General features: G+C 67.2%; 12 protein-coding genes. 3 read left to right on the top strand and 9 right to left on the bottom strand.

The window, feature by feature from the left end; genetic code table 11:
• Positions 1–340, bottom strand: a 340-nt coding sequence (locus ABSF49_RS15785; RefSeq protein WP_424113608.1) for a tRNA-dihydrouridine synthase, incomplete at its 3' end; no start/stop codon positions are given.
• 567 nt (positions 341–907) lie between these two features.
• On the opposite strand from ABSF49_RS15785, the gene ABSF49_RS15780 reads away from it, so the two are divergent.
• A complete protein-coding gene (locus ABSF49_RS15780) occupies positions 908–1,708 on the top strand; it encodes an alpha/beta fold hydrolase (RefSeq protein WP_424113607.1) in 801 nt (266 codons plus the stop codon).
• 183 nt (positions 1,709–1,891) lie between these two features.
• On the top strand, positions 1,892–2,035 hold the full coding sequence (locus ABSF49_RS15775) for a hypothetical protein (RefSeq protein ID WP_424113606.1): 144 nt from the start codon (positions 1,892–1,894) through the stop codon (positions 2,033–2,035).
• A 17-nt stretch (positions 2,036–2,052) separates the two neighbouring features.
• Here the strand turns inward: ABSF49_RS15775 and ABSF49_RS15770 are convergent, their stop codons facing one another.
• Genes ABSF49_RS15770 through ABSF49_RS15760 form a run of 3 tightly spaced genes read right to left on the bottom strand, consistent with a single transcriptional unit; the run spans position 2,053 to position 5,762 of the window.
• Positions 2,053–4,368 (bottom strand): BTAD domain-containing putative transcriptional regulator, encoded by a 2,316-nt coding sequence (locus ABSF49_RS15770; RefSeq protein WP_424113605.1) that lies wholly within the window; start codon positions 4,366–4,368, stop codon positions 2,053–2,055.
• A 47-nt stretch (positions 4,369–4,415) separates the two neighbouring features.
• A complete protein-coding gene (locus ABSF49_RS15765; RefSeq protein ID WP_424113604.1) occupies positions 4,416–4,913 on the bottom strand; it encodes a hypothetical protein in 498 nt (165 codons plus the stop codon).
• A 24-nt stretch (positions 4,914–4,937) separates the two neighbouring features.
• Complete coding sequence (locus ABSF49_RS15760; protein ID WP_424113603.1) at positions 4,938–5,762, bottom strand: hypothetical protein; 825 nt, start codon at positions 5,760–5,762, stop codon at positions 4,938–4,940.
• A gap of 172 nt (positions 5,763–5,934) precedes the next feature.
• Here ABSF49_RS15760 and ABSF49_RS15755 point away from each other — a divergent pair, with 172 nt between their 5' ends.
• On the top strand, positions 5,935–6,150 hold the full coding sequence (locus ABSF49_RS15755; protein ID WP_424113602.1) for a hypothetical protein: 216 nt from the start codon (positions 5,935–5,937) through the stop codon (positions 6,148–6,150).
• 19 nt (positions 6,151–6,169) lie between these two features.
• On the opposite strand, the gene gmk is transcribed toward ABSF49_RS15755, so the two are convergent.
• The 5 genes from gmk to ABSF49_RS15730 form a co-directional block, all read right to left on the bottom strand.
• Entirely contained in the window at positions 6,170–6,796 is a 627-nt protein-coding gene (gene gmk, locus ABSF49_RS15750; RefSeq protein ID WP_424113601.1) for a guanylate kinase, read from the bottom strand.
• 11 nt (positions 6,797–6,807) lie between these two features.
• A complete protein-coding gene (locus tag ABSF49_RS15745) occupies positions 6,808–7,695 on the bottom strand; it encodes a YicC/YloC family endoribonuclease (protein WP_424113600.1) in 888 nt (295 codons plus the stop codon).
• Positions 7,696–7,985: 290 nt separating this feature from the next.
• The gene (locus ABSF49_RS15740; RefSeq protein WP_424113599.1) at positions 7,986–10,025 is read right to left on the bottom strand and encodes a methyl-accepting chemotaxis protein; all 2,040 of its coding nucleotides are present in this window, start codon (positions 10,023–10,025) and stop codon (positions 7,986–7,988) included.
• Between the two features lie 290 nt (positions 10,026–10,315).
• Positions 10,316–11,440 carry an ABC transporter permease gene (locus ABSF49_RS15735; RefSeq protein WP_424113598.1) on the bottom strand — a complete coding sequence of 375 codons (1,125 nt, stop codon included), beginning with the start codon at positions 11,438–11,440 and terminating at the stop codon, positions 10,316–10,318.
• Positions 11,437–12,351, bottom strand: a complete 915-nt coding sequence (locus ABSF49_RS15730; RefSeq protein WP_424113597.1) for an ABC transporter ATP-binding protein — start codon at positions 12,349–12,351, stop codon at positions 11,437–11,439. Before ABSF49_RS15730 ends, ABSF49_RS15735 begins: the two co-directional genes overlap by 4 nt.
• Positions 12,352–12,434: the final 83 nt, after the last annotated feature.

Here is a 12,434-nt window from a genome sequence, read left to right as displayed (position 1 = left end):
TCAGGCAGGCGCCGAAGCGGCCGTCCTGCACCCGGTCGGAGGGGCAGCCGCAATTGAGGTTGATCTCGTCATAGCCGAAATCGGCGCCGATGCGCGCCGCTTCGGCGAGCCGCTTGCGCTCGGCGCCGCCAAGCTGCAGCGCGACCGGATGTTCGCTGTCGTCGAAGCCGATCAGCCGCTCGCGCGGCCCGAACACGACCGCGTCGGCGGTGACCATCTCGGTATAGAGCCGCGCGCGACGCGTCAGCAGGCGATGGAAGGCCCGACAATGCCGGTCGGTCCAGTCCATCATCGGCGCGACGGAAAAGCGCCAGCCGGGCAATGCGTCTCGGTCGTTCATGGCCTCTCGGCGCGCGAAAACGGATAGCCCCCGGCGTCCCGGCCCGAGATAGGCTGAGCGGCGGCAGGTTACAACTGGCAGGGCCCGCTGCCGAGATGACGGCCGCAACGGTCGCCGGGATTACCTGCAAAACATAATATAGCAGGTGGCGCCGCGTGGCGTTCGCACGGCGCATTCCCGCAACGCGATGCCTTTTGCGGTTGCGAGATAACCGGAGGTGCCCCAACCGGTGGCGCCTGTCGTGCCCCGCGCCGAACAGTACCAGGCCGCAGCCGGCGTAGAAGCGACGATGGCGAGGCCGCCGACAACAGAAAGGCCGCCAGCCAGCGCCAACGCAATTCGGATTGCTTTCATGCTCCCCTCCCACAGCGTCGGGACGCACCCAGATTAGCACGGTCGACGAAGAATGGCGCGACGCTGTCTTTGTCTCGCGGCGCCAACGGCGGGCGCGCGACGGCCTTGGCTTGCGAGCCGATCCGCGAATGGCCTCGAGGCGCCGACGAGACTTGCGGAATCCGCCGCTTCACGACGATAGTCAGGGCGACGCCGCGCCATCGGAGACTGTCGATGAGAATGTTCGCCGTCATGGTCGCCGCCCTCTTGGCTTCCTTCCAAGCGGAGGCCTCGTCCCTCGACGCGGTCGAGAGCAAGCTCTTCACCATCCACGATTTCAAACTCGACAGCGGCATGACGCTGCCCGAAGTCACGATCGCCTACGAAACCTACGGCGCGCTCGCCGCGGACGGTCGCAACGCGGCGTTGATCGAGCACAGCTACACCTCGAGCCACCACGCCGCCGGCTTCTATGCCGAGAGCGGCGCGCCGCCTGGCGAAAAGGCTGGCGACATCGGCTGGTGGGACAAGGTGATCGGCCCGGGCGAAGCCATCGATACCGATCGCCTATTTGTGATTTCCTCGAACGCGCTCGGTTCGTCCTATGGCTCGACCAATCCGGCGAGCCTCGATCCCAACACCGGCAAGCCCTACGGCCCCCATTTTCCCGCCTTCACCGTCGCCGATATCGCGCGGGCGCAAAAAGCCCTCGTCGACTCGCTCGGCGTCAAGCATCTCGTCCTCGTCGCAGGTCCTTCGTTCGGCGGCTTCGAGGCGTATCAGTGGGCAGTCAGCGACCCCGACTTCGTCTCAGGCGTGGCGCCCGTCTTCACCGCGCCCTATTCGCCCTTTCCGCCGCACGGCGACGTCCAGTTGACCGCGGCGCTCGCCAACGACCCGAACTGGAATGGCGGCCAGTATTACGACAACGGCGGCGTCGCGGCGACGTTAGCCAAGATTCGCGTTGCGATACTCGAATCCTATGGGGTTGAGGCCCTGCTCAAAGACAAGATCGCCAATCCCGCGATGCGGTAGGCCGCGATCGTCTCTGGCGCACGGACGTGGGCTCGGAGTTTCGACGCCAACGGGCTCGTCGCGCTGCTGCGCGCGCACGAGACTTTCGACGTCCGATCGCAGTTCGGCCGGATCAAGGCCAAGGTTCTCTATGTCCTCTCGCGCACCGACAAGCAGTTCCCGCCTGCCATCGCGCCAGCGGTCATGAGCGCGCTCAAGGCTGCAGGCGTCGACGCGCGCTATGTCGAAATCGACAGTGAAATCGGCCATCTCGCTTTCGGCTACCAAACGGAGAAATGGTCGCCGACTTTGAAGAACTTTGTCGCAGAATTGATGGCGCCGCATTAAGCGCGAAGCACGGCGGGCTACTTTCGCTCGACCCACCATTGCAGGACGTTTCCGCTTTGCTTGTCGAGCGCCAGCAGCTCGCCGTCCGACCATTTGACGAGATCCACGCAGGTCTCATCGGTCGTCTGCGGCTGAGCGTACTTGACGCGCTCGCGCACGCAGTAGAGGTCGCCGCGAAACGACGAGGCGAACACGCTCTCGCCCATTCCGTAGCCCTTGACCTCGGTCTTGTCGGGCGACGCGATCGTGCGTTCGTCGCCGTCGGGATAGACGGCGAAGCGCTTGCCCGTCACCTCCGACAAGGTCGCCGCGCGCTTGGGCCAATCGACGACCTGCTTGGCCGTGAGAATGGCGCGAAAATCGCCGCCGCGCTCGGCGATTGGCCGGCCCGGGCATTGCGTCGTCACGGGCTTGACGAGGAAGGCGACGATGCAGGGCCGATATTCGTAGTCGAACACCGGGAACCAGGCTGATCCGTGTCCCTCGAAACCCTTGGGATGATCGATCATCAGATTGGGCACGCCAAGCTTGCTCAGTTTCTCCGCCGCGCCCTTGCCGCGGTCGGCGGGCTCGTATTCGTCGCCGAGAAAGAACACGCCGACGGTTGGATAGCGCACGCGCAGAATTGACTGATCGAAATAGAACTTGTTGTTGGCGAAGTTCGGATCGTCCGTACTGGCCCCCGTCGGCCGCCAGCCGCAGCAGGCGGGCACGATTAGCACGACGCCGTCGAGCGGCAGGCCGGGCATCGTCGCCAGATCGAGGGGGTCCCAGCCGCCCCAGGATTGTCCGCCGACGTAGATGTGCTGGTAGCCCTGCGCCTTCAGCTCCCTGAGCCGGCGCGCGACGAATTCTGCGGCGCCCCAATTGGAGCCGCCGAACCGCCGGATTGCGTTGACGTCCGAGCGCGGATAAGCCCCGTCGATCACGTCCCAGCCGCGCGAGCTCTGAATTTCGCTGACGAAAAACTCGGGCAACGGCGGATGCGCGCGCGCCCGGCCGTCAAAACCGTGGATGTAATAGAAGAGCGTCTTCGGACCCCTGGCGACGCCGGGGAGGCCGGGGACGAAAACCTCGTCGATCGGGAACTCGGCGATCGGATCAGAGACGGCGTCGGCCTTAAGTTCGGCCAAGGCGTCGACGGCGCCGAAATATTCGAGCGATCCGGCGCCGGCAAGGCTCTCGGCGGCGCGGCTGCCGACGATCTCGGAGCGGGCCAGCGCGATCTTGCCGTCCGCTTCATGGCCGGTCAGGCACAGGCCCACGTTGGTGTAGAGGCACAACTCACCACGCGAAACGCCCCACGCGCCGTCTTGCGTCACTTCGAGCTGGCTTCCTGGCGAGGAATCCTTTGCCTTCTGGCGAAACGTGCCGTCGCCACGAAATTCGAGCGTCGTCAGCCAGATTCCCTGGCGCGCCTGCCAGGTCTTCGCCGCGAATCGTTTCAAGAGCGCCGCGTCGTCGAGCGGCGGCGCGGCGATCGCCTTGGCGGCGTCGGCATCGAGCGGCGCGGCGGTCGCGAACGCGTCCGCCGAGCCTTGCGCCAGCAGAGCGACCGTCTTGTCGTCGGCCGCCGCTTCCTTGCGCTTGCCCAGTTTGGCGTAGGCGCCCATGCGCGCCTTGTAGGGCAGCTCGAAACTCGGCGACAGGCGGATCGCTTCTGCATAATCGGCGATCGCTTCGTCGTATTTTCCTGCCCGGGCTTTGAGGAACCCGCGAACGACGAAGGCGAGCGAAGAGCGCGTGTCGAGCGCGATCGCCTGGTTGGCGGCGGCCATTGCATCGGGGCCGTTTTGTTCGACGTCGAGCGCCAGCGCCCGGTCGCGCCACGGCGCGCTGCAAGTCGGGCAGAGCTTGGTCGCGGCGTCAAAATCGGCGATCGCCTTCGTCGCGTCGCCGTTCTTGAACATCGCATAGCCGCGCTCGGTCAGCGCCGCGGCGCGCAGCGATCCTTCCGAGTCGGCGGTGAAGTCGTCGATGTCGGCGTCCTCGGCCTGGCTGACGATCGTCTTAGAGAACTCGTCGATCGCGTGCGGCCAGTCCTCTCGCGCCTTGTAGATCAGACCGAGCCCGTAGTGGGCGTGCGCGAGCGGCGGTTCGAACTTCAGCGCGGCGGTGAAATCCTTGAAGGCGAGATCACCTTCCTTCAATGCGAAATGCGCCTTGGCGCGGTAGATATAGGCATAGGGCAGGCTGTCCGGTAGTTCTTTTCCGGAGTCGATGATCGTGGAGCATTCCTTGATCGACGCTGACGGCCCGCTCCGGCCCATGCAGTCCGACCAACGGTCGATGTCCGCGGCGCACGCCGGGAAGGCGACAAGCGTCGAAAGCACCGCCAGAGGCGCGAACGGGAGGAGCCAAGCCCGCAGGCGGCGCCTAGTCATCGGGCGGCCTCAAAGGACATAAGGAACTCATCGACGTCGGGGGCGGAGGCCGCAGCGCTGTCGCCGGAGTAGACGACGAAATAGAGATTCCCGGCGACCCACAGGATGCGCTCGCGGATGACGCCGGATTTGCCGGCGTCGATGAGAATCTCGCGTCCCTCGACACCATTTTGAGAGATAGGCTGGTCGTTCGCCAGGCGACCCTTGGCGGCGGCGACGGCGGCCCGGACATTGGCTTCGATATCGGCCTTGCGCGGCTTGGCGTAGGCGAACATGGCGACCGCCCAATAGCCGTCCTTATTGCGGACCGACCAGCGCGTTTCGATGTAGGCGGTTCCCTTCTCGGTCCGCCCCTGCGATTTGGCGAGCTTCGGCCCGGCCGGAAACTCGACCGTGAAGGCGCCGTCGGGACTGGCGAAGACCTCTGCGCTCGCCGCCGTAACGACCATCGCGGAGGCGACGGCGAGAGCGAATGCGGCTGCAATTTGTTTCACCACCGCCGGTCCCCTCGTCAACGCTCAGTCGTCGCCGCCATCGGCGCCGCCGCCGCCGTCGATCGAAGCATTTGCCACGTTGGAAGGGTCGGAGACGCTCGCGGTGTCGGTCGTGTCTGTGGTCGCATCGCTGGTTTGGTTAGGCGGGCTCTGCTGGTTCGGCAGCCCGAGCGCGGCGTTGATCTGCGCCTTGGTTTGATCCACCATTGCTTGCGCCCTCGCCACCAGGACCTGGTCGGCGGCCACCGCCAGCTGCAATTGGAGGACCGCCTGTTGAGCGAGAATCATGGTCTGTCCGATTTGGTTGCCTGCCATCCCGGGCACACTGTTGTCGGGATACGCCACTCCGGCACTGTTGGTGACTGACAGCACGCCGTACGAGACATTCACAGTCATCGCATCTAACGCAGCTTGTGCTTGTGCGACTGTCGCGGCTGACCCGTAGCCGAGCGCGTAGGCCTTTTTTGCGGCGGCGAGGGTGCTCTGGGCGGATGAAATCGCGGTCCCCGACGCCATATTAGCCTGAGTCGCCAAGGCAAGCGTTTGTTGCGCCAACGCCAACTGGGCCTGCGCTGAGGACAGCGCCCCTTGGGCCTGACTGAGCATGTTTTGCTGCGCGACAATCTGCTGATTCAGTTGACTGAGGCTCGGCCCGCTCGGGCTAGAGTTGTTCGCGACCTCCTGGCTATCGGTTGGGTCGGTGCTCTGGTCGCTCACGCTCATCTGGTCGGCGTGGCCGTACACTTTTATGTCCGGATCGATATGCGACTTGGAATTGTCGGACGCCAAGGCCGGCGCGAGCGCCAGGGCCGACACCAAACCCGCGAGGACCACACGCAATGCGATCATGGCCGCCTCCCGCTGGCGGGATGAGGCGCGCGGGGGCGCCGAGCAAAAATGCTAACGCGCCCGCGGCGTCAGCGCAATGGCTCCGCCGTCAGCCGGCGGCGGCGCCGGCTTGTCAGCCGGCCGGACTTGCGGCACGTTGATGCGCCGACAAATATCGCCGGAGGGCGCGCCGATGATCCGCCTCGCTTCCGTAGTCGCGATTCTCTGCTTCGCCTTGTCCGGGCCCGCGCTCGCCGCCAGCGCCGCGGTTACGGCCGCTTGTCGCGGTGACGCCTACCGGCTCTGCGGCCCGGTCATCCACGACGAGGCCAAACGCCATGCCTGCATGCATGAGCATGCGGCGCAATTATCGGCGGCCTGCCTCACGGCGGTCCGCGCCAGCCGGTAAATCGGCCGGCGAAGCCCGCTCACCCGCCAAGCAGCTTGGCGACGAACGCCTCGACCCCTTCCGCCACGCGCGAGCCGCGCGCGCGTTCGGCGACGATGATCGCCGACACCCGCCCATAGGCCTGCTGCAGATCGTCGTTGACGACGACATAGTCGTATTGGCGCCAGCGCGCGATCTCGCGCTTGGCGTTCTCCAGCCGCTTCTCGATCGTCGCCGCCGAATCCTCGGCGCGGCGGTCGAGCCGCGCGCGCAGCTCCGTCATCGACGGCGGCAGGATGAAGACGCTGACCACGTCGCTCCCCATCGCCTCGCGCACCTGCTGCGCGCCCTGCCAGTCGATGTCGAACAGCACGTCGCGCCCTTCGGCGAGCGTGCGCATCACCGGCTCGCGCGGCGTGCCGTAGCAATTGCCGTGAACTTCGGCGGATTCGAGCAGGTCGCCGGCCGCCTTCATCAGATCGAACTGATGGCGGCCGATGAAATGATAATGCACGCCATCGACCTCGGACGATCGGCGCGGCCGCGTCGTCACCGAGATCGACAAGGAGAGGTCGAGCGCCTTGTCCTGCAGCAGCATGCGCGTCAGCGTCGTCTTGCCCGCCCCCGAGGGCGAGGACAGAATCACGATCAAACCGCGTCGGCGCATCGCCTGTCGCCTCACTCGATGTTCTGCACCTGCTCGCGCAATTGCTCGATTTGCGCGCGCAATTCAAGTCCCTGGGCGGTGAGCGAGACGTCGTTGGCCTTGGCGCACAGGGTGTTGGCCTCGCGGCCGAGCTCCTGGGCGAGGAAATCGAGCCGCCGCCCGACCGGCCCGCCCTCTTCGATCAGCGCGCGCGCCGCCGCGACATGGGTCTTGAGCCGGTCGAGTTCCTCGCGGATGTCGGCCTTGGCGGCGAGCAGGATCCCCTCCTGGTGCAGCCGGTTCTCGTCGAAGCCGCGCGAGGATTCGAGCAGCGCGGCCACCGCGGCGGCGAGGCGGGCGCGCACCGCCTCGGGGCGGCGCGCCGGATTGTCGTCGGCGGCCTGGGTCAGGCTGGCGATGGCGTCGAGCCGCTCGGCGAGGATCGCCTGCAGCGCCGCCCCCTCGGCGCGCCGGGAGACGACCAGCGCGGCGATCGCCGCATCGAGGCTCTCCAGCGCGCCGGCGCAGACGGCGGCGAAGCTCGCCTCGTCGTCGACCGCCTCGACGACCTCGACCACGCCGCGCACCGCCAGCACCCCGTCCATGGTCGGGGGCGCCAGGCCGGCCTTGGCCGCGGCGGCGCGCGCGGCGGCGATGATCTCGTCGAGCGCCGAGAGGTCCAGCCGCGCCTGCGTCGCCGCGCCCTCGCGCGAGGCCGAAATCGTCGCGAAACAGGCGCCGCGCGCCAAGGCCTTGCCGATCCGCGTCCGCGCCTCGGCCTCGATGCGGTCGAAGCCCGGCGGCAGCCGCAGCCTGAGGTCGAGCCCCTTGGCGTTGACGCACTTGATCTCGACCGTCCAGCGCCACGGCCCGAGCGCGCCCGCGGCGCGGGCGAAGCCGGTCATGCTGGTCAGCGGCATCGCCAAAAACTCCCTGGATCGGGGCTCGCGCCGGTCCCGAATCGCGGCGCGCCCCGCCCTTATAGCAGGGCCCCGCCGCGCCGCAGCGGCGGAGGTCGCGAAGCCTTGGCCTTGGCGAAACCCCGATCGCCGCAACCTGTAACGCCGCGCCGTCAAGGGCTGCGGCGATCGCTAGCGCTTGTCGCGGTCGAACCGCGCCTTCGCTCGCCCGCGGGCGGCCGAAGAAGACGGGCCGCGCGTCGCGGCCCGACTCGTTTCCGCGGCGACGTCCGCCGCTTCGTGGCGAAGCCTCAGAACTCCGTCCACCCGTCCCTGGCGGCGACCGCGACGCCGCCGCCGCCCGCCGCCTTGCGGACCGGCGGGGCGGACGCGGGCTTCGGAACGGCGGACGCCGGCTTTGGCGCGGCGGGCGCTGGCTTCGTCGCCTCCGCCGCCGCCGGGTTGGCGAAGGCGTGCGGCGCGGCCTTGCGCAATTCGCGCCTGAGCGTGGCGACGTCGCGGCCCTCGACCTGGAACTGCTCGACCAGATTGGCGAGTTGCGAGGTCTCTTTCGACAGCGAATGGCTGGCGGCGTTGGATTCCTCGACCATCGTCGCGTTCTTCTGCGTCGTCTCGTCCATCTGGCTGATCGCCGTATTGACCTGCTGCAGGCCGGTCGCTTGCTGCTCGGCGCTGGTGGCGATCTCGGAGACGATGCCGTTGATCTTCGACACCTGGGCGATGATGCGGTCGAGCGCCTTGCCGGATTCGGCGACGAGCTGGACGCCGGAGTCGACCTGGCTCGACGACGTCGAGATCAGGCTCTTGATCTCCTTGGCGGCCTCCGCCGAACGCTGGGCGAGCGCGCGCACCTCGGAGGCGACGACCGCGAAGCCGCGGCCGGCGTCGCCGGCGCGCGCCGCCTCGACGCCGGCGTTGAGCGCCAGCAGATTGGTCTGGAACGCGATCTCGTCGATGACGCCGATGATCTGGCCGATCTGCGCCGACGATTTGGCGATCGCGTCCATCGCCTCGACCGCCTGCTTGACGACGATTGCGCCCTTCTTGGCGTTGCCGTCGGCGCTGGCGACCTCGACCGCCGCCTGCTTGGCCCCCTCGGCCGACTTCTTCAGCGTGGCGGTGATCTCGTCGAGCGCCGCCGCCGCCTCTTCGAGCCGCGCCGCCTGCTGTTCGGTGCGGCGCGAGAGATCGTCGGACGAGGTGGAGATTTCGTGCGAGCCGGCGTGAATCGCGGTGGTGCTCGCCACCACCGCGCGCACCGTCTCCATCAGCTTGCGCGCCGCGGAATTGAAGTCGTCGCGGATCTTGGCGAATTCGGTCGGGAAGCGCTGGTCGAGCCGAGAGGTCAGATCGCCGCCGGCGAGGCGGCGCAAGCCGTCGCCGAGCTGGCTCATCGCCTGGGTCTGCGTCTCGGCGGCGCTCGCCTTCTCCGCTTCGACCCGGCGGCGCTCGGTCTCGACTTCGGCGCGATGCTCGCTCGCTTCCTTCTCGACCCGCACCCGCTCGATCGCGTTGGTCTTGAACACCTGCACCGCGTTGGCGATCTCGCCGACTTCGTCGCCGCGCTCGAGCCCGTCGATCTCGACTTCGAGATCGCCGCGCGCGAGGGCGCGCATGCGCACGACCATGCGCACCAGCGGCCGCGAGATCTTGAATGTGCTCATCCACAGCGCGAAGGCGCCGGCGAGCAGGGTCGAGACGATTCCGACCAAAGCCATGCTGGTCACGGCCTGACTGGCTTTGACGTTCAAGCCCTGGCTGGCGCCGGCGTTGGCGGCGAGCAGTTCCTCGTTGAACCTGTTCATGTCGCCGATCAGCGCATGCACATGCGTGTCGACTTCTGTGGCGAGGCTCGCCCCGTGTCCCATCTGGATGAGCTCGATTGGCTGGATCCCCATTCCGTGGATCAGGCCGGGGGTGTCGAGGCTGACCTGCATCGGCTCCTTGGCCTCGGCGGCGATCTTGTCGAACTGCTCCTTGAACTTGGCGATCTCGGCCGCCTTGTCGGGCAGATGCGAAGCCGCAAGATTCAGCAGCATGTTGGCTTGCGGCGCCAGGCTCTCAAAATCCCGCTTCGCCGCTTTGCGGGCCGCGTCGTCCTGGTCGTAGAGCAGCACGGCGAAAATGGCGTGCGGCACGCCGCTCATCGCCGCGGCGGCGCGGGTCAGCTCCACCGCCCCCAGATCGCGTTTCTCGATGATGTCGCTGGCGGTCGCGCTGACGCCGATCAGCCGGGTCGCGCCGAAGGCGACCATGGCGACCACCACCGCCGCCATCACCATCAGCGGGATCACGACTTTGGTTCGCAGCTTCAGATTGTCGATAGTCATCAACCGATTCCCCCACGACGTGGGCCTCCCCCGCCGACGCGCCGCAAGCCCCGTGCGGGGCGCTTCGTCGTCGGATGGCGGTTTTGCGCGGAATTCCGGATCGAGACCGGCGCGAACAGACGGCTACACGCCTGCGAGCGTCGGCCCTCCCGTTCCGCTCGCCTGTCGTCGTGAAATTAAGCCGCTATAAATGTTAATTGCCATTTAATTCGACGCGTCCATGGCCTCGTCCGCGCCGGTTTTCGGCTAACAAAGGCGTGAATCCGCCTCCGCGAACCCGCGCTGTCGCGTCAGTCGAGCGTCTCGCGATAACGCCACACGGCGAAGACGATGACGGCGACCGTGAACAGCGCCATCGGCCACAGGTCCGACGCGATCTCGTTCCAGCCGTTGCCCTTCAACAACATGCCGCGGACGATGCGCATCGCGTGGGTGGTTGGAATGAAGTTGCCGAACACCTGCGCCCAGACCGGCATGCCGCGAAACGGGAACATGAACCCCGACAGCATGAACGACGGCATGAGGGTGAATTGGGCGAGCTGGACCGCCTGCATCTGATTGGCGGCGATGGTCGAGAAAGTCACGCCGAGGGCGAGGTTCGAGGCGATGAACAGGCCGAGCGCGCCGAGCAACAGCGGCAACGAGCCGCGCACCGGCAGGTCGAAGAAGACCACCGAGGCGACGAGGATCAGCCCGACCTGCACGTAGCCGATGAACACGTACGGAATGATCTTGGCGATCATCACCTCGATCGGCCTGACCGGCATCGCCAGCAGATTCTCCATCGTCCCGCGCTCGCGCTCGCGGGTGATGGCGAGCGTGGTGACGAACAGGGTCGAGAAGGTCAGCACGATCACGATCAGCCCCGGCACGATGTTGAGCACCGTGAGCTGTTCGGGATTGTAGCGGGCGTGGACGACGAAATTGGCCGCCGGCGTCTGCGGCAGCGCCTGGCGGATCGGCGGCAGGTCGCGATTGAGGTCGGCGAGCACCGAGTTGAGCGCCGCGACCGCGTTGCCGATCGCAGACGGATCGGTCGCGTCGGCGTCGATGAGCACGCTTGGGTTCTCGCCGCGATCGACCGCGCGGTCGAACCCGGGCGGGATCTCGACCACGAACATCAGATCGCCGCGCGCCAGCCCTTCGTCGGCCTCCTGCTCCGAGCGAATCTGCTGCAAGTTGTAGTAGCCGGAATTGTTCAGCGCGGCGGCGATGGTGCGCTCGTATTTCGAGGCGTCGACCGACAGCAGCCCGGCCGGCAGGTGTTTCGGGTCGGAATTGATCGCGTAGCCGAACAGGAACAGCTGCATGATCGGAATCGCGATGATCATGCGCAGCGTCATCGAGTCGCGCATCACCTGGATCGTTTCCTTGCGCAACAAGGCGATCAGGCGCGGAAACGAGAATCGGTTCATCGCCGCGCCTCCTCGAGGCTCAGCATGTGGATGAACACGTCCTCGAGCCGCGGCTCGACTTCGCGCCATTCGAGGCCGTCGCCCACCGCCCGCGTCGCCGCCTGAAGCGCCGCGCGATCCATGCCGGCGATATGCAACGCGCGGCCGAACACCCCCGCCGCCTCGACGCCGGGCGCGCCGCGCAGCCGGCGGGCGGCGGCGTCGATCCCCTCGCCGGTCGCCTCGAAGGTGACGAGACCGGAGCCGCCGATGACCGCCGCTGCGCCGCCCTGCACGACGATGCGCCCCTGCGCGAGGTAGACGATGCGGCTGCAGCGCTCGGCCTCGTCCATGTAATGGGTCGAGACCAGGGTCGTCAGACCGTCGACCGCCATGTCGTGAATGAGGTCCCAAAACTCCCGTCGCGCCTTGACGTCGACGCCGGCGGTCGGTTCGTCGAGCAGCAGCAGCTTCGGTCCGTGCAGCACGCAGGCGGCGAGCGCAAGGCGCTGCTTCCAGCCGCCGGAGAGCTGGCCGGCGAGCTGATCGCGCCGATCGCTCAAGCCCATGCGCTCGATCATCGCGGCCACCGCGGCGCGGCGGTTGGGCATTTCGAACACCGCCGCGACGAAGTCGAGGTTCTCGAACACCGTCAGGTCGTCGTAGAGGCTGAAGCGCTGCGTCATGTAGCCGACCTGGCTACGGATGTCGTGCGCCTGGCGCAGGATGTCGTAACCGATGCAGGTCCCCGAGCCGCTATCGGGGGCGAGCAGACCGCACAGCATGCGGATGGTCGTCGTCTTGCCTGAGCCGTTGGCGCCGAGAAAGCCGCAGATCTCGCCGCGCGCGACCTGCAGGCTCAGCCCCTCGACCACCTTGAGGTCGCCGAAGCTCTTGCGCAGATCGCTGACGTCGATGACGAGATCGTTCATGGCGAGGCGGCCCGCGGCTTCACCGTCACCGGCTGGCCGGGATTGAACAGCGCCGCCTGGTCCGGCTTCGGCCGCGCCTCGGC

It is taken from the genome of Roseiarcus sp. (assembly GCF_049514155.1).
Lineage (GTDB): Bacteria > Pseudomonadota > Alphaproteobacteria > Rhizobiales > Beijerinckiaceae > Roseiarcus.
This window is presented reverse-complemented; position numbering and strand designations above follow the sequence as displayed.